The sequence below is a fragment of the Streptomyces sp. NPDC096040 genome, from assembly GCF_040303265.1.
Taxonomy (GTDB): domain Bacteria; phylum Actinomycetota; class Actinomycetes; order Streptomycetales; family Streptomycetaceae; genus Streptomyces.
The window spans coordinates 19,030-38,083 of sequence record NZ_JBEOTA010000029.1 but is presented as its reverse complement, the minus strand read 5'-3'; the positions used below and the strand labels follow the sequence as shown (position 1 = coordinate 38,083).

Below are 19,054 nucleotides of genomic sequence, written 5' to 3'. Positions count from 1 at the left end.
ATCGCCGGGAGGCCGGAGCTCTGGCGGGGCGCCCGCCGATCGCCGGGGACGCGTATGACCGCCTGCCCGGCCGTCAGGTCGACCGTGGACCTCGGTGGCGCCCCGTCCTCCTCCTCGTCGAGCAGCATCAACGCACTCTGCCGTTCCTTCAGCTCGTACTGCTTGCCCGGAGAGAGCCGCGTGAAGGTGCTCGACGCCGGTCGCGGAGATCTGCCGCACGAACTGCATCCCACCCGCACCCCCTCCGTCACCGGGCCCGGCCGCCCACCCCCCGCGCGGGGACCGCGAGGCTCCTTTGCCACAATGGTTGAACGTTTGTGCTCGCGTTCACAAAGCGTGGACGTCTCTCCCACCGAAGGTGACTCGTGGACATCAAGACCGCCACCGCCATCCGCCGCCTCCGCCTGGTCTCCGCCCCGGAGGCCGTCTCCTTCCTGATCCTGCTCGTCTGCTCGGTGCTGAAGCGGACCACGGACTTCAACGCGGTGCCCGTGATGGGCGCGATCCACGGTGTCCTGTTCATCCTGTACGTGATCTTCTGGGCCGACGCCTGGAACCGCGCCAAGTGGCCCCTCGGCACCGCCGCCTTCTACTTCGTCCTCTCCGTCCTGCCGACCGGCGGCTTCTTCGCCGAGCGCAAGCTGCGCCGCGAGGCCGAGGACGCGGTCATCGCGGCCCGCGCCCACAAGGAGAAGGAAGGGGTCGTGAACGCATGATCGTCGCCTTCTCCGTGACGCCGCTGGGCGTCGGCGAGGACGTCGGGGAGTACGTCGCCGACGCCGTCCGGGTGGTCCGCGAGTCCGGGCTGCCCAACCGCACCGACGCCATGTTCACCTCGATCGAGGGCGAGTGGGACGAGGTCATGGACGTCGTCAAGCGCGCCGTCGCCGCCGTCGAGAACCGCGCCCCCCGCGTCTCGCTGGTCCTCAAGGCCGACATCCGCCCGGGTGTCACCGACGGCCTCACCAGCAAGGTGGAGACGGTCGAGCGTCACCTCGCCCAGTAGTCGACAGCCCAAAGTCAGAACCCCCGGTCCTTCAAGGGCCGGGGTTTCTTGTCCCCTGTGATTGAGCGATCGCTCAAAAACGGGTAGCGTCACGGTCCCGAGGGTTTGAGCAGTCGCTCAAATACATTCAAAGGACCAGGTGACGGGGGTACGACACCAATGGGGCTCTATATAGAGGCGCACATCCGCGCCGACCTCGACGAACTGTGGGCGCACACCCAGGACCCGGCCCGGCACCAGCGCTGGGACCTCAGGTTCACCGAGATCGACCACCTCCCGCGCGCGGCGGGCGAGCCGCAGCGCTTCCGTTACGCCACGCGGGTACTGCCGTTCCTCACGGTCGCCGGCAGCGGGATCTCGGCGGGGGAGAAGGAGCGCCCCGACGGCACCCGCACCTCCGCCCTGCGCTTCGCCTCCCCGCACCCGCTCTCGCTGCTCGCCGAGGGCAGCGGCTTCTGGCGTTACGTCCCGGTCGCCGACGGCGTCCGTTTCCTCACCGGCTACGACTACCGGCCCCGCTGGGGCGCCTTCGGCGCGTTCGCCGACCGGCTCTTCCTCCGGCCGCTGATGGGCTGGGCGACCGCCTGGTCCTTCGACCGGCTGCGGCTGTGGCTGGAGCGCGGGATCACACCGGAGCGGGCGCGGTGGAACTGGCTGGCCGAGATGGCCGCCCGCGCGCTGACGGTCGCCGGCTGTGCCGCCGGCCTGAGCCGGGGCCCGGTCCTCGAGGCCCTCTCGCCCGCCGTCGCCTTCCTGGTCCCGCTCCTCCTGGTGGTCGCCCTCTCCCTGGCCCTCTTCGGGCCCCCGCTCGCCACCACCCCGGCCGCCCGCCGCTGTCTGCGCACCCCACCGACCCGGGTGACCGCGCCCCGGGTCCTGCGCACCCTGGAGAGGCGGTCGTGACTTCCATGTTCCGTACCGCGCTGGGCGCCGACTTCGACCGGCTGCACCCGCGCCTCCAACGACGCTTCTCTGTCGGCATGGCGAGCGGTGAGGCCTGTACCGGCAGGGGTGTGATGGAACGGATCTGGCACGGGCCGGCGTTCGTGAAACCGTTCCTGGCGTTGGGCAGCACCCGTAACATCCTGGTCCCGAAGGCGGGCCGGAACATTCCCTTCGTGATCGAGAACGTGCCCTACATCGACACCTACGGCCGTGAGACGGTGACCTTCGTGCGCACGTTCGACCTGCCAGGCCGCGCCCGCCGATTCGACGCCCAGATGGTGCTCAGCCCCAAGGGCGACCGCATCCTCGACTACCTCGGCACCCACCAGCACCTGGCCTCCGAGCTGCACTTCCACGCAGAGCCCGACGGCTCCCTGCTCATCCGCTCCGGCGAGCACCGGTTCAGGGAGGGCCCGGTGGACGTCCGCGTCCCCGAACTCGCCGGGGCCACCGCCGAGGTGCGTGAGTCCTATGACGACCGGACCGGCCGCTTCCGTATCCAGGTGCGGGTCGTGAACCGGTACTTCGGTCCGCTCTTCGGCTATCAGGGCTCCTTCGAGGCGTCGTACACCGACATCCGCCGCTGTGGGGTACGGCCGGGGCTGCGGCCGGTCCGTGAGGAGTCGCGCGCGTGAGCCCGGAGACCGCCAAGTCCCTGGAGACGAAGAGCAAGCTGCTGGAGGGCGCGCTGCGGACGCTCACCGAGCAGGGGATCGCCAAGACGTCCGCCCGTACGGTGGCGGCGGCCGCGGGGGTCAACCAGGCGCTGGTCTTCTACCACTTCGGATCCGTGGACGAGCTCCTCGCGGCCGCCTGCCGGTACGGAGCCGAGCGGGCCGTCGCCCGCTTCCGCCCCCGGCTCGCCGCGGCCGGCTCGCTCTCCGAACTTCTCGCCGTGGGCCGGCAGATCCACGAGGAGGAGCGCGCGGGTGGCCATGTCGCCCTGCTCGGCCAGCTGCTGGCCGGCGCCCAGACCCACGCGGCCCTCGGCCCCGCCACGGCGGCCGGGCTCGACCTGTGGATCGCGGAGATCGAGACGGTCCTCGTTCGGGTCCTCGCGGCCACCCCCTTCGGCGAGTTCGTCGACCCGGCCGGGCTCGCCCGCGCGGTCGCCGCGTCCTTCGTCGGCATCGAGCTCTACGAGGGCGTCGACGCGTCCGGCGCCCACGCGGCCCTGGACGCCCTGGAGCAACTGGGGGCGCTGGTGGCCGCGTTGGAGGACCTCGGCCCGGTCGCCCAGCGCGCGGTCCGTCACCGCCTTCGCCGCACGAACCGCCGTTGAGGCCGCCCCGGCGAGCGCGCAAGCGGGCCGCGTGCGCGATCTCCACCAGCTCGTCGTGCATCCAGCTGCGGGTGTTGGGCCGTTCCCGCGCCACGGCGGCCTGCACTTCCTGCGCGGTCCGCTCGGGCAGACCCGGGGTACAGGGCACGCAGCAGGGGTTCGGTGTCTGCCCGCCGCCCTACAAGGTCTACTCGTCCGACTTCACCGAAGTCGGCGAGGTCGCGACGGCCGAGGAGGCCGTCGCGTTGCTGGTGCGGCATCTGCCGCCGGACCTGCGACGGCCTTGACGGGGCCGTGATTGCCCCAACGGGGGCGGTGGCCGCGTCGGGTGCTTCGGTCATGGGTGCCATTCTGCGGCGGGGGCTGCCCGTACGGGCCTCGTTCTACGGGGCTGGAGCTGTCGGGCCCCTGCCGTGCCTTTGCCGTGGGCGCGGATGTGGGCCCGGGTCTGCCGTGGTGTGGGCGGGGAGGCGACCGAAAGCCGAGACACGGCTGACCGGTATATGACCGGCCGGTAAGGTCGGTGGCGTGCCGAAGCCTCTCAGTCTCCCCTTCGACCCCATCGCCCGTGCCGACGACCTCTGGAAGCAGCGCTGGGGAAACGTCCCGTCGATGGCCGCGATCACCTCGATCATGCGGGCCCAGCAGATCCTGCTGGCCGAGGTCGACGCGGTGGTCAGGCCGTACGGGCTGACGTTCGCGCGCTACGAGGCGCTGGTGCTGCTCACCTTCTCCAAGGCCGGTGAGCTGCCGATGTCGAAGATCGGCGAGCGTCTGATGGTGCACCCGACGTCCGTGACGAACACCGTCGACCGGCTGGTGAGGTCCGGTCTGGTCGACAAGCGGCCCAACCCCAACGACGGGCGCGGCACGCTCGCCACGATCACCGAGAAGGGCCGCGAGGTTGTCGAGGCGGCCACCCGGGACCTGATGGCGATGGACTTCGGGCTCGGGGTGTACGACGCCGAGGAGTGTGCGGAGATCTTCGCGATGCTGCGTCCACTGCGGGTCTCGGCGCACGACTTCGACGACCAGTGAGCCGGTCCTCCGGCGAGGAGTGACCCGGGGCAAGATCTCCCGGAACGGGTGGTTACGCTCGTCCTCATGAAAAAGAGCGTGCTGACCCGCTACCGCGTCCTGGCCTATGTCACCGGTGTGCTGCTGGTGCTGCTGTGCCTGAGCATGATCGCCAAGTACGGGCTGGACATCGGCGGTGCGGCCGACTTCACGCGGGTCGTCGCCATCGCGCACGGCTGGCTCTACGTCGTCTACCTGGTCTTCGCCTTCGACCTGGGCTCCAAGGCGAAGTGGCCGGTCGGCAAGCAGCTGTGGGTGCTGCTCGCCGGCACCGTCCCGACCGCTGCGTTCTTCGTGGAGCGCAAGGTCACCCGCGAACTCGACGCCAAGATCACCGACGCCTCCCCGGTGGCGGCCAAGGTCTGACCTCACCGCCGTACGGACACCCGTGCGGCGGTTTGGCATCGACATTTATTAGGACGTCCTAGTAAATTCGAGGGTATGGACGCTGACGCCATCACGGAGGGCCGCCTACGTTGGCAGGCCCGCTACGACGCTGCCCGCAAGCGGGACGCGGACTTCACCACGCTCTCCGGGGACCCCGTGGAGCCGGTGTACGGGCCCCGGCCTGGGGATACGTACGAGGGATTCGAGCGGATCGGCTGGCCGGGGGAGTACCCCTTCACCCGCGGGCTGTATCCGACCGGCTACCGCGGGCGGACCTGGACCATCCGCCAGTTCGCCGGGTTCGGCAACGCCGAGCAGACCAACGAGCGGTACAAGATGATCCTCGCCAACGGCGGCGGGGGTCTGTCCGTGGCCTTTGACATGCCGACCCTCATGGGCCGCGACTCCGACGACCCGCGCTCGCTGGGCGAGGTCGGGCACTGCGGGGTGGCCATCGACTCCGCCGCCGACATGGAGGTCCTGTTCAAGGACATCCCGCTGGGCGATGTCACGACGTCGATGACGATCAGCGGGCCGGCGGTGCCGGTCTTCTGCATGTACCTCGTCGCCGCCGAGCGGCAGGGCGTGGATCCGGCGGTGCTCAACGGCACGCTCCAGACCGACATCTTCAAGGAGTACATCGCCCAGAAGGAGTGGCTGTTCCAGCCCGAACCCCATCTGCGGCTCATCGGCGACCTGATGGAGTACTGCGCGGCCGGCATCCCCGCGTACAAGCCGCTGTCCGTCTCCGGCTACCACATCCGCGAGGCCGGCGCGACGGCCGCGCAGGAGCTGGCGTACACGCTCGCCGACGGCTTCGGATACGTGGAGCTGGGGCTCAGCCGCGGGCTCGACGTCGACGTCTTCGCGCCCGGGCTCTCCTTCTTCTTCGACGCGCACGTCGACTTCTTCGAGGAGATCGCCAAGTTCCGCGCGGCACGCCGGATCTGGGCGCGCTGGATGCGGGACGTGTACGGGTCCCGGTCGGACAAGTCGCAGTGGCTGCGCTTCCACACGCAGACCGCGGGCGTCTCGCTGACCGCCCAGCAGCCGTACAACAACGTGGTGCGTACGGCCGTGGAGGCGCTCGCGGCGGTGCTCGGCGGGACCAACTCGCTGCACACCAACGCCCTCGACGAGACCCTCGCGCTGCCGAGCGAGCAGGCCGCCGAGATCGCGCTGCGCACCCAGCAGGTACTCATGGAGGAGACCGGCGTCGCCAACGTGGCGGATCCGCTGGGCGGTTCCTGGTACGTCGAGCAGCTGACCGACCGGATCGAGGCCGACGCCGAGAAGATCTTCGACCAGATCAAGGAGCGCGGGCTGCGCGCCCATCCCGACGGGCGGCACCCGATCGGGCCGGTCACCTCCGGGATCCTGCGGGGCATCGAGGACGGCTGGTTCACCGGGGAGATCGCCGAGTCCGCCTTCCAGTACCAGCGGTCGTTGGAGAAGGGCGACAAGCGGGTCGTCGGCGTGAACGTCCACACCGGATCCGTCACCGGGGACCTGGAGATCCTGCGGGTCTCGCACGAGGTGGAGCGGGAGCAGGTGCGGGTGCTGGACGAGCGGAGGTCCGCGCGGGACGAGGGCGCGGTGCGCACCGCCCTGGACGCGATGCTGGGCGCCGCCCGCTCCGGGGCCAACATGATCGAGCCGATGCTCGACGCCGTACGCGCCGAGGCGACCCTGGGCGAGATCTGCGGGGTGCTGCGGGAGGAGTGGGGGGTGTACACGGAGCCGGCGGGGTTCTAGGTGGTTTCCCGGGGCACGGGTGCGGGCGGCGGGGCCTGAAACGGGCCCTGGAGAGCGCATACGGTGACCGTGACGAGTTACATCTTCACGGTCACCGACACCGACGAGGACGTCTGGGAACCGGCGCTCGCCGTCGGTCAGCTCTTCATGGGCGGTGTCAACGCCCTGGGCTCCCTGGTCCTGAAGGTGCCGACCGGACTCGACGACGTCTCCGGTGACTGGGTCCAGACGGACACCCGGCTCTACGGCGAGTTCGTCACCGCGGCCCTGCGCCGGCGTGCCTCGACGGGGCATATGGAGATGATCAAGCTGCTGGACGGCGTACTGCCGTGATGATCATGCTGGCCGGCAAGGCCGGCGCCACGGTCACCGCGAGCACGCCGACGGAGCGCGTCTATCTGGACCGGGCCCGTGACCAGGAACGTGTCCTCCAGGGGCACGTGTGGGAAATGGGTGACGGCAGCGTCGCCGTCGGGTAGTCCGGTGTGATCCGCTGACGTTACGGTTTGGTGTCGCCCAGGTTGGCCGTGTCGTCCGCAGCGCCCGCCAGGCCCAGCAGCAGAACCCTCGTCAGGCCGCGCACCCACTCCTCGTCCGCCGGTTTGCCGCTCACCAGGGCGCGGTGCACCACCGAGCCGGCCACCACGTCGAAGATCAGGTCCGCCGTGCGGTCCGCCTCGCACGGGTCGGGCTGCTCGGGGAGTTCGCCGCGTCGCTGGGCGCGCTCGCGGCCCTCCAGGACCAGCCGCTTCTGGCGGTCCACGATGGACGCGCGGATACGTTCCCGCAGCGCCTCGTCCCGGGTCGACTCGGCCACCGCCGCCATCAGCCCGCTCTTGGCCTCCGGGCGGTCCAGGATCGCCGCGAACTGGAGCACCACGCCCTCGATGTCCTCGGCGAGGCTGCCCCGGTCGGGGAGTTCGAGTTCGTCGAACAGTTCCGCGACCGCGTCCACGACCAACTCGTTCTTGCCGGCCCAGCGGCGATACAGGGTCGTCTTTGCAACCCCCGCCCGCGTCGCCACGTCTCCCAAGGTGAGCTTGGACCAGCCCAGTTCCACCAGCGCCTGCCGTGTCGCTTCCAGGATCGCGGCGTCCGCCTCGGCGCTGCGTGGGCGCCCGGTGCGGCTGGCGGGGGTGCGGCTCTGCATCCCATGACCATAACCGGCCGTTCATGTGGCGTCGTGAGGGAGATCACCGGGGCGGGGTGTCGCGCGGGGTCCCCGAGGCATTACGCTACGGGTCGTAGCGAAAGCTCGTGGATGACCGCACGGGCGACGACCGTGGCGTGGGTGGGGACCCGGCGCCCGTACTAAACGCTTGTTCGACCTGGCTTTCACAACGCTTTTCACACACGCGCGAGAACGGGGGAGGATAGACGCATGCAGCCACGGAACATGTCCATGAGCGGCGTCGTCGACCTCGCCGCGGTGAAGGCGGCCCAGGAGGCCAAGGCCAAGGCCGAGCAGACGCGCGCCGAAGCGGCCCGGCAGGGTGGTACCGGCGCCGTCGCCCCGGCCGATCTGGTCATCGACGTCGACGAAGCAGGCTTCGAGCGCGATGTCCTGCAGCGGTCCGCCGAAGTCCCTGTCGTCATCGACTTCTGGGCCGAGTGGTGTCAGCCCTGCAAGCAGCTGAGCCCGGTCCTGGAGCGCCTCGCCGTCGAGTACAACGGCCGCTTCCTGCTCGCCAAGATCGACGTCGACGCCAACCAGATGCTGATGCAGCAGTTCGGGATCCAGGGGATCCCGGCGGTGTTCGCGGTGGTCGCCGGGCAGGCGCTGCCGCTCTTCCAGGGCGCCGCCGGTGAGGACCAGATCCGGGGCACCCTCGACCAGTTGATCCAGGTCGCCGAGGAGCGCTTCGGGCTGACCGGGCTGACCGTCGATCCCGACGCGCAGCCGGGCGCCGCCCCGGCGGCCGACACCGCGATGCCCGCCGGTCCGTACGACGCGCTCCTCGAAGCCGCCGTCCAGGCGCTGGACGCGGGCGACCTGGGCGGGGCGATCCAGGCGTACCGGAACGTACTGAGCGACGACCCGGCCAACAGCGAGGCCAAACTGGGGCTCGCGCAGGCCGAGTTGCTCAAGCGTGTGCAGGGGATGGACCCGCAGCGGGTGCGCAAGGAGGCGGCCGAGAAGCCGACCGACGCCGACGCGCAGATCGCCGCCGCCGACCTGGATCTGGTGGGCGGCCATGTCGAGGACGCCTTCGGGCGGTTGATCGAGGCCGTGCAGCGTACGGCCGGGGACGACCGGGACGCCCTACGCCGACGGCTCCTTGAGCTTTTCGAGGTCGTCGGCACCGACGATCCCCGGGTCGTGGGCGCACGCCGGGCGCTGGCGCGGGCGCTGTTCTGAACACGGTGCTGACCAGTCGCTAAACGTCACGTCGTGTGATGCCGAAGTGAAAGGTTCGCCGACGACGGGTCACAGCGGCCGCTCTTTGCCAAATCTTGGTAATAGCGGTCGCTGTTACTCGCAGTAAATCAGGGCCGTTGATCTGTCTGGTTCCGTCCAGAGTTCAACGGCTTTGTTCTGCCCCTGGATGCCACCCAGTGTCGCTCTCCGAGACCAGCGGGTCTTCCTTCGGTTATCCGGCCGTTACTACCCAGTAACGAAGCCCCTTGTGCGGGCGGCGAGAATGCACCACGATCGGCGACGCTCGGTCCATTCCCGTACCCCCGACAGCCGGTCGGGCCGCGGGTTCATGTGGGTCCCCACCGAGCAGAGTCGGCGGCAGTGACGCCGGCTCTTGGGCAGGGGGGTCTTCGCCGTGAGGTGAAGCCTGTCCAGCAAGGTTGTGCGTGATGCGTGTCAGGCGCGACCAGTGGTTGTCGCTCGGGGGTGATCGCCGGTGATCGAGGTGCCGTTCGTGCCTCCGAGTGCGGGCGCTCCCCTTCCGAGGACGTAGCACTTCTCCCATCCCTGCCCGGCCGAGCCGCCGTTGGGGGCGATTCCGGGCCAGGAGATGTACGTCCGAGAAGGAGGAAATATGGAGTCCCAGGTGCGTGGCGGGACCAGATGGAAGCGGTTCGCTGTGGTCATGGTGCCCAGCGTGGCCGCCACGGCGTGTATAGGTGTCGCCCTCGCGCAGGGCGCTCTCGCCGCGTCGTTCAGTGTGTCGGGCCAGCAGTTCAAGGTCACGGCCGACCAGCTCGAAGGTAACGGCTTCGTCCAGTACGGTGCCGTCGACTCGGGTGTCACCCTCGCCGGTGACAAGACGATCCACCCGGTGGCGGTCTCGGCGTTCAACACCGCGACCATCACCAACCTGTGCCAGTCCGTGGTCACGCCGAACGTCCCGATCTTCGGGAACGTCAGCCTGATCCTTCATGCGGGCACCGACAGCGGCAAGCCGGTCGAGGCCAGCAAGCTGTACATCGACCTCGACGACCTGAGCGCCGACGCGACGTTCACCAACATCAACATCGGTGTCGCGGCCGGCAGCTCGACCAAGGGTCCCGGCATCAAGTCGGACGAGGCGAAGGCCGGCCAGACGAACCCGAACGGGTTCGCGCAGGAGGCGGACCACGCCTCGCTGTCCGGTGTGAAGCAGACGGCGTGGGCCACCACTGCCGGAACCTTCAAGCTGAGCAATCTGCACATGTCGATCTCGACGAAGGGTGCGGAGTGCTACTAAGCACCCCGTGACGGGCGGGGGAGCCGACGGCACCCCCGCCCTCCACCTTCTTCCCACGGTCTTCACAAGCGGTACAAGGCATCACCACCGCATCACACAGCACCACCACCACAGCAACGCCGCACCAGGGAGCTGTTTTCCATGAGCGCCGAGACTCCTGCCGCACCCGGCCAGTTCAGCCGCCGGAGGCTGCAGTTCCGCTCCTGGCGGGGCACGCGGCCGTTCTGGGCCGGTCTGTACATCCTGATCGCCGGTTTCCCGATCATGTACTTCCCGTACGCGCATCTCCAGATCGGCAACCTCACGGTCGCCATGGCGACCACCGCGGGTGCCGGTTCCCTGATCATCGGCGTGCTGCTCGTCGTCCTGGGCGTCAGCGTCTGGTTCCAGAAGCACATCCGCACGTTCGCGGGAGTCGCCGCGATCCTGCTGGCGCTGGTGTCCCTCCCCGTGTCCAACTTCGGCGGCTTTGTCATGGGCTTCCTGTTCGCCCTCATCGGCGGCGCGATGGCCGTGGCCTGGGCGCCGGCTGCCCCGCCGAAGCCGGAGGTGACCGGGGCGCCGGGTGCGCCGCAGCCGGAGGGCGACGTCCCCCCGGCCGGCGACGCCACCCCCGACGGGGCCACCTACTTCACGGGCGCGAACGGCGTGGGCGAGGCGAATGACCTGTCAGGAACGAGCCCGCTGGACGGGGCGAACGGGAGGCACAGTGCCGGCTGACGAGGTGACCCACGGGACTGATGTGGACGAGTCCCGTGTGAGAACCGGGCCGCGCCACGCGGCACCCAAGAAGCCGCTGTTCACCAGGTTCCACATGCCGGCCGGCAAGGCGATAGCCTCCGTGGCGATGCCGACGGCCGTGATCATGGGCATGGGGTTCACGTCGACGCTCGCGATCGCCGACACGAACAACACGTCGTCGACGTCGAACAGCCAGAAGGCCGACGAGTACAAGAACTGCGTCTCCGCCCTGGAGTCCGCCTCGCCCTCCGCGAGCGCGAGCGACGACTCCACGGGCTCGGCGACGCCGTCCCCCACGGCGTCGGCCGACGCCAAGGACTCGACGTCGTCGTCTGGCTCGGGCAAGGCCTCGGGCAAGTCCTCCTCGTCGGATTCAGGTTCCGACGACGCGGCCACGCCGACGCCGTCCGCGTCCAAGTCGTCCTCGTCGTCGGATGATTCGAGCTCCTCCTCGGGTTCGTCCGGCTCCGACGGCACGGCCACCCCTTCGCCGTCCGCCTCCGCAAGCAGCAGCGGCGGTGGCCTGCTGGGCTCGATCGGGGACGCGATCACCGGCATCCTCGGCGGCGGCAGCACCACGAGTTCGTCCTCGTCGGACTCCACCGCGAGCGCCACCCCCACGCCGTCGGCCCCGGCGTCCGCCGACTCGTCGTCCTCGTCTTCGTCGTCCTCCTCGTCGGGCAAGGACAGCGGCTCCGACGCCGTGTCCAAGACCGTCAAGAAGGTCACGGACACCGTGAAGGACACCACCGGCACGGCGACCAAGGCGGCGGACGAGGTCACCAAGGACGCCACCAAGGCGGCCGACGACGCCACCTCCACCGCCTCGCCGAGCCCGTCCGCGAGCTCCAGCACGTCGGCCGACGACTGCAAGGTCGCCACCGACGACGTGAGCGGTGTCGACAACAAGGTGGCGGTGGCGGACGACCCCTGGTACCTGAGCGCCAGCTCGCTGCTGCTGAAGAGTGCTGACTACCAGGGTGTCGTGGAGGTGAAGACGGCAAGCGGCAAGACGAAGAAGGTGCTGAAGTACGTCATCTCCGGCGGCACCGACATCGGCGACCTGCACCAGACGGTCAAGGACACGACCATCGGCAAGACCTACCACGTGCAGGCCGCGTCCGGTTCGACGTCCACGATCCGCGGCGGCGACACCACGATGTACACGGAGTCCATCTCGGGGAACCTGTTCGGACTGATCCCGATCACGTTCACCCCGGACAGCCCGCCGCCGCTGAACATCCCGCTGATCTACTTCACCAACGTGAAGGTCGTCCAGGCGGCCCAGTTCGGCGGCACCCTGCACGTACCCGGGATGCACCTCTACACCACCGACGGCACCGGCTGAGCGCCACCCACAGACCCTTTCGGGAGCCGTGCACAGAGCTGTGGCCCGGTCGTCCGCCTCGTGCGGGGGACCGGGCCACAGTGCTGACCAACGGAGGCGATGTCCGGATGACCGGGCTCTTCGACGGCCTCGACCGGCTGGACCTGGACGGGCATGTGCGCCGCTGGACGACGGTGGACGCGGACTGGGCAGGCGGGGACGTCAGCCAGTGGATCGCGGCGGCGCAGCAGTTCGTCGCCCGCCTTCAGGCGGATCCGGCCGGGGTGACCGACGAACAGTGGCGCGCGATTGCCACGGCGTGGTCCACGCTGCTGGCTGCCGCCGAGCGGTCCACCGACTCGGCCGAGGACGAATGGTTCTTTCGGGACTTGTGGCTCAGGTCCTGGCTGCTGCAGAGACTGGGCTCCCGCGGGGATGACCCCTTGTTCGATCCGGAGTTCGTCCTCGTGCGGGCCCTGGACGCCATGCCGATGAATCCAGAGGAGGCTGGAGCGCTGGCCGCGCGGTCATTTGAGATGGAGCATTCGCAGAAACCGGAGTTCCTGCCCCAGGTACGCAAACTCCGGAAGATCCGTCGGCTGCTCAACCCCGTGCGCCCCTTGGCTCCGCTCCTGGCCGACCACCCACGGTGGCAGGAGTTCCAGTCCTGGGAGCAGGTGGCCCCGGACCTGCCGTAGTCCTCCGACACAGCGAGGGCGCCCCCTGTCACAGGGGGCGCCCTCAGTGCTGTACAAGGCCCTTCAGAGGGCCGTCACTTGTTGATGCCGCCGATGTGGTGGACGCGGAGCATGTTGGTGGTGCCGGAGACGCCGGGGGGCGAGCCGGCCGTGATGATGACCGTGTCGCCCGGGTTGAAGCGGTTGATCTTGGCGAGTTCCTGGTCGACCATGTCGACCATCTCGTCCGTGCTGTTCACGAACGGCACCACGTGCGACTCCACGCCCCAGCTGAGGGTGAGCTGGTTGCGGGTGTTCTCGTCGGTGGTGAAGGCGACGATCGGCTGCTGGGCGCGGTAGCGGGACAGCCGGCGGGCGGTGTCGCCGGACTGGGTGAAGGCGACCAGGCCCCGGCCGCCGAGGAAGTCGGCGATCTCGCAGGCCGCACGGGCCACCGAACCGCCCTGCGTGCGCGGCTTCTTGCCGGGGACGAGGGGCTGCAGGCCCTTGCTCAGCAGCTCCTCCTCCGCCGCGACGACGATCTTCGACATCGTCTTGACGGTCTCCACCGGGTAGGCGCCGACGGAGGACTCCGCCGACAGCATGACCGCGTCCGCGCCGTCCAGGATCGCGTTGGCCACGTCGGAGGCCTCGGCGCGGGTCGGACGGGAGTTGGTGATCATCGACTCCATCATCTGGGTCGCCACGATCACCGGCTTGGCGTTGCGCCGGCACAGCTCGATCAGGCGCTTCTGCACCATGGGGACCCGCTCCAGCGGGTACTCGACGGCGAGGTCACCGCGGGCGACCATCACACCGTCGAACGCCATCACGACGTCCTCCATGTTCTGCACCGCCTGCGGCTTCTCCACCTTGGCGATGACGGGGACCCGGCGGCCCTCCTCGTCCATGATCCGGTGGACGTCGTTGACGTCCTTGGCGTCCCGGACGAAGGACAGGGCGACCAGGTCGCAGCCCATGCGCAGCGCGAACCGCAGGTCCTCGATGTCCTTCTCGCTCAGCGCGGGCACGTTGACGGCCGTGCCGGGCAGGTTGATGCCCTTGTGGTCGGAGACGACACCGCCCTCGATGACGATCGTCTTCACCCGCGAGCCCTCGACGTCGAGGACCTTCAGCTCGACGTTGCCGTCGTTGATGAGGATCTGGTCACCGCGCGAGACATCGCCCGGCAGGCCCTTGTAGGTGGTACCGCAGATGTGCTTGTCGCCCGGGACGTCCTCGGTCGTGATGATGAACTCGTCACCGCGCTCCAGCTCCACCGGGCCCTCGGCGAAGGTCTCCAGACGGATCTTCGGGCCCTGCAGGTCGGCGAGGACGCCGATGGCCCGGCCGGTCTCCTTGGCGGCGGCCCGGACCCGGTCGTACCGCCCCTGGTGCTCGGCGTGCGAGCCGTGGCTGAAATTGAACCGGGCCACGTTCATGCCGGCCTCGATCATGGCGACGAGCATCTCGTGGGTGTCGACCGCGGGGCCGAGAGTACAGACGATTTTCGAACGGCGCATGGGGCGATCCTATCGGTTTGTTTCGCTACGGAATATTCCGTCTGGCGGAAGATACAAATGGGCGCCGATATGCTCAGCTGTTATTTCTGGCGGAGCCGACCAGCGCGTACGTCTGGGTGGCGATCTCCAGTTCCTCATCCGTCGGCACCACGGCGACGGCGACGCGCGCATCCGCCGGCGATATCAGCCGCGGCTCGGCCGCCCGTACGGCGTTCAGCCCCGGCTCGACGGCCAGTCCCAGCCCCTCGAGCCCGGCAACGGCCGCCTCCCGCACGGGCGCCGCGTTCTCGCCGACCCCCGCCGTGAACGCCACGGCGTCCACCCGGCCGAGCACCGCGTAGTAGGCGCCGATGTACTTCTTCAGACGGTGAATGTAGATGTCGAAGGCGAGCTTCGCCTGTTCGTCGCCCTCGTCGATCCGCCGCCGGATCTCCCGCATGTCGTTGTCACCGCACAGTCCGAACAGACCGCTCCTCTTGTTGAGAAGAGTGTCGATCTCATCCATGGACATTCCGCCAACACGCGCCAAATGGAAAATGACGGCGGGATCCAGATCACCGGAACGCGTACCCATCACCAGCCCCTCCAAAGGCGTCAGACCCATGGAGGTGTCCACGCACCGGCCGCCCTCGACCGCCGAGGCGGACGCCCCGTTGCCGAGATGCAGCACGATGACGTTCACCTCTTCAGGTGTCTTTCCCAGCAGCCGCGCGGTCGCCCGGGAGACATAGGCGTGCGAGGTGCCGTGGAAGCCGTAGCGGCGGATGCGGTGCCGGTCGGCGATCTTCGGGTCGATCGCGTAGCGGGCCGCCGACTCCGGCATGGCCGTGTGGAACGCCGTGTCGAAGACGGCGACCTGCGGCAGATCCGGGCGCAGCGCCTGCGCGGTACGGATGCCGGTCAGGTTGGCCGGGTTGTGCAGCGGGGCGACCGGGATCAGCCGCTCGATCTCGGTGAGCACCTCGTCGTCGATCACGGTCGGCTCGGTGAAGAACATCCCGCCGTGCACCACCCGGTGCCCGATCGCCGCCAGCTCCGGAGAGTCGAGCCCCAGCCCGTCCCCGGACAGCTCTTCCGCCACGGCCTTCAGGGCGGCCTCGTGATCGGAGATCGGCCCGGTGTGCTCGCGGGTGTCGCCGGTGGCGAGGCAGCTGTGGCTGAGCCGCGAGGTCTGCTCGCCGATCCGCTCGACGAGACCCACCGCCAGCCGACTGCTGTCCCGCATGTCCAGCAGCTGGTACTTCACCGACGAGGAGCCGGAGTTGAGGACGAGGACACGGGTGGGACTCACTGGGCGGACGCCTTCTCGTTGGAGGAATCGTAGGAGGAATCGAGGGTCTGGGCCTGGATCGCCGTGATGGCGACGGTCGTGACGATGTCCTGGACGAGGGCGCCCCTGGACAGGTCGTTGACGGGCTTGCGCAGCCCCTGGAGCACCGGTCCGACGGCGATCGCGCCCGCCGAACGCTGCACGGCCTTGTAGGTGTTGTTGCCGGTGTTGAGGTCCGGGAAGATCAGCACGCTGGCCTGTCCGGCGACCTCGGAGCCCGGCAGCTTGGTCGCCGCGACGCTCGGCTCCACGGCCGCGTCGTACTGGATCGGCCCCTCGATCTTCAGGTCGGGCCTGCGCGAGCGCGCCAGCTCCGTCGCCTCCCGCACCTTGTCGACGTCCGCCCCCGAACCCGACGTACCCGTGGAGTACGACAGCATCGCGATCCGCGGGTCCACCCCGAACTGGGCGGCGGTCGCGGCCGACTGGATGGCGATGTCGGCGAGCTGCTCGGCGTTGGGGTCCGGGTTGACCGCGCAGTCGCCGTAGACCAGCACCTTGTCGGCGAGGCACATGAAGAACACGGACGAGACGATGGAGGACTCCGGCTTCGCCCTCCCGTCGCCCGCCACCGCCCTATCCGACGCGCTTTGCGCGGCCCCCCTTGTTCTTATGATCTCGAAGGCCGGCCGGATGGTCGCCGCCGTGGAGTGCACGGACCCGGAGACCATGCCGTCCGCCAGCCCCTCCTGGACCATCAGGGTGCCGAAGTAGTTGACGTCGGTGACCACGTCGTACGCCAGCTCCACCGTCACGCCCTTGTGGGCACGCAGCAGGGCGTACTGCTCGGCGAAGGTGTCGCGCAGTTCGGAGGTGACCGGGTCGATCAGCTGGGCGTCGCCGAGGTCGATACCGAGGTCGGCGGCCTTCTTGCGGATCTGGTCGACCGGACCGAGCAGGGTCAGATCGCAGACGCCCCGGCGCAGCAGCACCTCGGCCGCGTGCAGCACCCGCGTCTCGGTGCCCTCCGGCAGGACGACCCGCCGTTTGTCCGTACGCGCCTGCTCGAGCAGCTTGTGCTCGAACATCATCGGGGTGAGCCGGCCGCTGCTCGGCGCCGAGACCCGCTTGTTGAGGCCGGCGGTGTCGACGTGCCGCTCGAACAGACCGAGCGCGGTCTCCGCCTTGCGCGGGGTGGCCGCGTTCAGCTTGCCCTCCAGGGAGAACAGCTGGGCGGCGGTCGGGAAGCTGTTGCCCGGCACCGAGAGGACCGGGGTGCCCGGGGCGAGCCGGGCGGCGAGAGTGAGGATCTCGTCGGTCGGCCGCTCGTTGAGGGTGAGCAGCACGCCGGCTATCGGCGGGGTGCCGGCGCTGTGCGCGGCCAGCGAGCCGACGACCAGGTCGGCGCGGTCGCCGGGGGTCACCACCAGGCAGCCGGGAGTCAGGGCGTTCAGGAAGTTCGGCAGCATCGCACCGCCGAAGACGAAGTCCAGCGCGTCCCGGGCGAGGCCCGAGTCGTCGCCGAGCAGCACCTTGGCGCCGAGCGCGTGGGTGATCTGGGCGACCGTCGGCGCGGACAGCGCGGGCTCGTCCGGCAGCACGTACGTCGGCACCGGCAGCCGGTCGGTGATCCGGTCGGCTATCTCGTCGCGGTCCTCGCGGGCGACCCGGTTGGCGACCATCGCCAGGACGTCACAGCCGAGACCGTCGTACGCCCGGAACGCGTTCCGGGTCTCCGCGAGCACCGACTCGGCGCTCTGGTCGCGGCCGCCGACCACCGGGATCACGGAGGCGCCGAACTCGTTGGCGAGCCGGGCGTTGAGGGACAGCTCGTCCGGGAACTGGGTGTCGGCGAAGTCGGTGCCGAGGACGAGGACGACGTCGTAGGCGCGGGCGACCAGGTGGAATCGGTCGACGAGGGTGGAGACCAGTTCGTCGGCGCCCTGCTCCGCCTGGAGGGCGGACGCCTCGTGGTAGTCCATGCCGTAGACGGTCCCCGGGTCCTGGGAGAGGCGGTACCGCGCACGCAGCAGCTCGAACAGCCGGTCGGGGCCGTCGTGGACGAGGGGGCGGAAGACGCCGACCCGGTCGACCTGCCGGGTCAGGAGCTCCATCATGCCCAGCTCCACGACCTGGCGGCCGTCGCCGCGGTCGATCCCGGTCACGTACACGCTGCGCGTCACGTGTGCACTCCGTTCCGTCTTCGCCGTGTCATAAAAATCGCCCACCGAGGTGAGCAGAACCCTCTTGACAATACCCCCGGCGCCGGATAAGGCGCCCGTCAGGACTCCACCCGCCCGCCCGGCATGAAACAATCGGATCGGCTCACCGGTAACGACAGCGAGCAGGAGACACACCACCATGCGCATCGGAGTTCTCACCGCAGGCGGCGACTGCCCCGGCCTGAACGCCGTCATCCGATCGGTGGTACACCGGGCAGTCGCACAGTACGACGACGAGGTCATCGGTTTCGAGGACGGCTTCCGGGGTCTGCTCGACGGCCACTACCGCTCCCTCGACCTGGACGCCGTCAGCGGCATCCTCGCCCGCGGCGGCACGATCCTGGGCTCGTCGCGCCTGGAGCGGGACCGGCTGCGTGAAGCGTGCGAGCGGGCCACCGACATGGTCGAGGAGTTCGGCATCGACGCGCTGATCCCGATCGGCGGCGAGGGCACGCTGACGGCGGCGCGGTTGCTGTCCGACGCCGGCCTGCCGGTCGTGGGCGTCCCGAAGACCATCGACAACGACATCTCCTCGACCGACCGCACGTTCGGCTTCGACACGGCGGTGGGCGTCGCCACGGAGGCGATGGACCGGCTGAAGACCACCGCCGAGTCCCACCAGCGGGTGATGGTCGTCGAGGTCATGGGCCGGCACGCCGGGTGGATCGCCCTGGAGTCCGGGATGGCGGCCGGTGCGCACGGCATCTGCCTCCCCGAGCGGCCCTTCGACCCGGCCGACCTGGTCAAGATGGTCGAGGAGCGGTTCGCCCGCGGCAAGAAGTTCGCCGTGGTGTGCGTGGCCGAGGGAGCGCATCCCGCAGAGGGCTCGATGGACTACGGCAAGGGCGCGATCGACCAGTACGGCCACGAGCGCTTCCAGGGCATCGGTACGGCCCTGGCGTACGAGCTGGAGCGACGGCTCGGCAAGGAGGCCAAGCCGGTCATCCTCGGGCACATCCAGCGGGGCGGCACGCCGACGGCGTACGACCGTGTCCTCGCGACGCGGTTCGGGTGGCACGCCGTGGAGGCGGCGCACCAGGGCGAGTTCGGCAAGATGACGGCGCTGCGGGGGACGGACATCCTGATGGTGCCGCTGGCCGAGGCGGTGACCGAGTTGAAGACGGTTCCCAAGGACCGGATGGACGAGGCGGAGTCGGTGTTCTAGGGGGCGCGTCCGGCCGGGGCGTTCAGGAAGCACCGG

General features: G+C 69.5%; 21 protein-coding genes and 1 pseudogene. 17 read left to right on the top strand and 5 right to left on the bottom strand.

The window, feature by feature from the left end; translation table 11 throughout:
- Nucleotides 1–44: 44 nt before the first annotated feature.
- A pseudogene (locus ABTY98_RS32635) lies at nt 45–213 on the bottom strand (DUF6191 domain-containing protein); the annotation flags it as partial.
- A gap of 152 nt (nt 214–365) precedes the next feature.
- On the opposite strand from ABTY98_RS32635, the gene ABTY98_RS32630 reads away from it, so the two are divergent.
- The 11 genes from ABTY98_RS32630 to ABTY98_RS32580 all read left to right on the top strand — a co-directional run bounded on the left by ABTY98_RS32630 (nt 366) and on the right by ABTY98_RS32580 (nt 6,931).
- A complete protein-coding gene (locus ABTY98_RS32630) occupies nt 366–716 on the top strand; it encodes a DUF3817 domain-containing protein (RefSeq protein ID WP_352224672.1) in 351 nt (116 codons plus the stop codon).
- Nucleotides 713–1,006 (top strand): MTH1187 family thiamine-binding protein, encoded by a 294-nt coding sequence (locus ABTY98_RS32625; RefSeq protein ID WP_352224671.1) that lies wholly within the window; start codon nt 713–715, stop codon nt 1,004–1,006. Before ABTY98_RS32630 ends, ABTY98_RS32625 begins: the two co-directional genes overlap by 4 nt.
- A gap of 159 nt (nt 1,007–1,165) precedes the next feature.
- Nucleotides 1,166–1,909, top strand: a complete 744-nt coding sequence (locus ABTY98_RS32620) for a hypothetical protein (RefSeq protein ID WP_352224670.1) — start codon at nt 1,166–1,168, stop codon at nt 1,907–1,909.
- On the top strand, nt 1,906–2,586 hold the full coding sequence (locus tag ABTY98_RS32615) for a DUF4166 domain-containing protein (RefSeq protein WP_352224669.1): 681 nt from the start codon (nt 1,906–1,908) through the stop codon (nt 2,584–2,586). Before ABTY98_RS32620 ends, ABTY98_RS32615 begins: the two co-directional genes overlap by 4 nt.
- Entirely contained in the window at nt 2,583–3,233 is a 651-nt protein-coding gene (locus ABTY98_RS32610) for a TetR/AcrR family transcriptional regulator (protein WP_352224668.1), read from the top strand. The genes ABTY98_RS32615 and ABTY98_RS32610 overlap by 4 nt, the downstream gene beginning before the upstream one ends.
- On the top strand, nt 3,230–3,520 hold the full coding sequence (locus tag ABTY98_RS32605; protein WP_352224667.1) for a hypothetical protein: 291 nt from the start codon (nt 3,230–3,232) through the stop codon (nt 3,518–3,520). The genes ABTY98_RS32610 and ABTY98_RS32605 overlap by 4 nt, the downstream gene beginning before the upstream one ends.
- Nucleotides 3,521–3,761: 241 nt before the next feature.
- Nucleotides 3,762–4,271 (top strand): MarR family winged helix-turn-helix transcriptional regulator, encoded by a 510-nt coding sequence (locus tag ABTY98_RS32600; protein ID WP_352224666.1) that lies wholly within the window; start codon nt 3,762–3,764, stop codon nt 4,269–4,271.
- A gap of 66 nt (nt 4,272–4,337) precedes the next feature.
- Nucleotides 4,338–4,676: a DUF3817 domain-containing protein gene (locus ABTY98_RS32595; RefSeq protein WP_352224665.1), complete on the top strand. Its 339-nt coding sequence runs from the start codon at nt 4,338–4,340 to the stop codon at nt 4,674–4,676.
- Between the two features lie 75 nt (nt 4,677–4,751).
- Nucleotides 4,752–6,452 carry a coenzyme B12-dependent isobutyryl-CoA mutase large subunit gene (gene icmA, locus ABTY98_RS32590; RefSeq protein WP_352224664.1) on the top strand — a complete coding sequence of 567 codons (1,701 nt, stop codon included), beginning with the start codon at nt 4,752–4,754 and terminating at the stop codon, nt 6,450–6,452.
- Between the two features lie 69 nt (nt 6,453–6,521).
- On the top strand, nt 6,522–6,785 hold the full coding sequence (locus tag ABTY98_RS32585) for a DUF6086 family protein (protein WP_352224663.1): 264 nt from the start codon (nt 6,522–6,524) through the stop codon (nt 6,783–6,785).
- On the top strand, nt 6,785–6,931 hold the full coding sequence (locus tag ABTY98_RS32580; protein ID WP_352224662.1) for a hypothetical protein: 147 nt from the start codon (nt 6,785–6,787) through the stop codon (nt 6,929–6,931). Before ABTY98_RS32585 ends, ABTY98_RS32580 begins: the two co-directional genes overlap by 1 nt.
- Before the next feature lie 20 nt (nt 6,932–6,951).
- On the opposite strand, the gene ABTY98_RS32575 is transcribed toward ABTY98_RS32580, so the two are convergent.
- On the bottom strand, nt 6,952–7,602 hold the full coding sequence (locus tag ABTY98_RS32575; RefSeq protein WP_352224661.1) for a TetR/AcrR family transcriptional regulator: 651 nt from the start codon (nt 7,600–7,602) through the stop codon (nt 6,952–6,954).
- A gap of 231 nt (nt 7,603–7,833) precedes the next feature.
- Here ABTY98_RS32575 and ABTY98_RS32570 point away from each other — a divergent pair, with 231 nt between their 5' ends.
- From ABTY98_RS32570 to ABTY98_RS32550, 5 genes are all read left to right on the top strand, one after another.
- Nucleotides 7,834–8,811 (top strand): tetratricopeptide repeat protein, encoded by a 978-nt coding sequence (locus ABTY98_RS32570; protein WP_352224660.1) that lies wholly within the window; start codon nt 7,834–7,836, stop codon nt 8,809–8,811.
- Between the two features lie 634 nt (nt 8,812–9,445).
- Nucleotides 9,446–10,093: a DUF6230 family protein gene (locus ABTY98_RS32565; protein ID WP_352224659.1), complete on the top strand. Its 648-nt coding sequence runs from the start codon at nt 9,446–9,448 to the stop codon at nt 10,091–10,093.
- A gap of 141 nt (nt 10,094–10,234) precedes the next feature.
- Nucleotides 10,235–10,813, top strand: a complete 579-nt coding sequence (locus tag ABTY98_RS32560; protein ID WP_352224658.1) for a DUF6114 domain-containing protein — start codon at nt 10,235–10,237, stop codon at nt 10,811–10,813.
- A complete protein-coding gene (locus ABTY98_RS32555) occupies nt 10,803–12,182 on the top strand; it encodes a hypothetical protein (RefSeq protein WP_352224657.1) in 1,380 nt (459 codons plus the stop codon). The genes ABTY98_RS32560 and ABTY98_RS32555 overlap by 11 nt, the downstream gene beginning before the upstream one ends.
- A gap of 107 nt (nt 12,183–12,289) precedes the next feature.
- Nucleotides 12,290–12,859, top strand: coding sequence for a hypothetical protein (locus tag ABTY98_RS32550; protein ID WP_352224656.1), 570 nt, complete (start codon nt 12,290–12,292; stop codon nt 12,857–12,859).
- Between the two features lie 74 nt (nt 12,860–12,933).
- Here the strand turns inward: ABTY98_RS32550 and pyk are convergent, their stop codons facing one another.
- The 3 genes from pyk to pta form a co-directional block, all read right to left on the bottom strand.
- Complete coding sequence (gene pyk, locus ABTY98_RS32545) at nt 12,934–14,361, bottom strand: pyruvate kinase (protein ID WP_352224655.1); 1,428 nt, start codon at nt 14,359–14,361, stop codon at nt 12,934–12,936.
- A gap of 73 nt (nt 14,362–14,434) precedes the next feature.
- Nucleotides 14,435–15,652: an acetate kinase gene (locus tag ABTY98_RS32540; RefSeq protein WP_352224654.1), complete on the bottom strand. Its 1,218-nt coding sequence runs from the start codon at nt 15,650–15,652 to the stop codon at nt 14,435–14,437.
- The gene (pta, locus tag ABTY98_RS32535) at nt 15,649–17,814 is read right to left on the bottom strand and encodes a phosphate acetyltransferase (protein WP_352224653.1); all 2,166 of its coding nucleotides are present in this window, start codon (nt 17,812–17,814) and stop codon (nt 15,649–15,651) included. Before pta ends, ABTY98_RS32540 begins: the two co-directional genes overlap by 4 nt.
- A 178-nt stretch (nt 17,815–17,992) precedes the next feature.
- On the opposite strand from pta, the gene ABTY98_RS32530 reads away from it, so the two are divergent.
- The gene (locus ABTY98_RS32530) at nt 17,993–19,018 is read left to right on the top strand and encodes an ATP-dependent 6-phosphofructokinase (protein WP_352224652.1); all 1,026 of its coding nucleotides are present in this window, start codon (nt 17,993–17,995) and stop codon (nt 19,016–19,018) included.
- The last annotated feature ends 36 nt before the right edge of the window (nt 19,019–19,054 follow it).

Bases quoted from the DNA above. Each gene is read 5' to 3' on its own strand.
- ABTY98_RS32620 (WP_352224670.1), top strand. From the start codon at position 1,166: ATGGGGCTCTATATAGAGGCGCACATCCGCGCCGACCTCGACGAACTG.
- ABTY98_RS32565 (WP_352224659.1), top strand. From the start codon at position 9,446: ATGGAGTCCCAGGTGCGTGGCGGGACCAGATGGAAGCGGTTCGCTGTG.
- ABTY98_RS32595 (WP_352224665.1), top strand. From the start codon at position 4,338: ATGAAAAAGAGCGTGCTGACCCGCTACCGCGTCCTGGCCTATGTCACC.
- ABTY98_RS32560 (WP_352224658.1), top strand. From the start codon at position 10,235: ATGAGCGCCGAGACTCCTGCCGCACCCGGCCAGTTCAGCCGCCGGAGG.
- ABTY98_RS32575 (WP_352224661.1), bottom strand. From the start codon at position 7,602: ATGCAGAGCCGCACCCCCGCCAGCCGCACCGGGCGCCCACGCAGCGCC.
- ABTY98_RS32550 (WP_352224656.1), top strand. From the start codon at position 12,290: ATGACCGGGCTCTTCGACGGCCTCGACCGGCTGGACCTGGACGGGCAT.
- ABTY98_RS32625 (WP_352224671.1), top strand. From the start codon at position 713: ATGATCGTCGCCTTCTCCGTGACGCCGCTGGGCGTCGGCGAGGACGTC.
- ABTY98_RS32570 (WP_352224660.1), top strand. From the start codon at position 7,834: ATGCAGCCACGGAACATGTCCATGAGCGGCGTCGTCGACCTCGCCGCG.
- icmA (WP_352224664.1), top strand. From the start codon at position 4,752: ATGGACGCTGACGCCATCACGGAGGGCCGCCTACGTTGGCAGGCCCGC.
- pyk (WP_352224655.1), bottom strand. From the start codon at position 14,361: ATGCGCCGTTCGAAAATCGTCTGTACTCTCGGCCCCGCGGTCGACACC.
- ABTY98_RS32530 (WP_352224652.1), top strand. From the start codon at position 17,993: ATGCGCATCGGAGTTCTCACCGCAGGCGGCGACTGCCCCGGCCTGAAC.
- ABTY98_RS32580 (WP_352224662.1), top strand. From the start codon at position 6,785: ATGATCATGCTGGCCGGCAAGGCCGGCGCCACGGTCACCGCGAGCACG.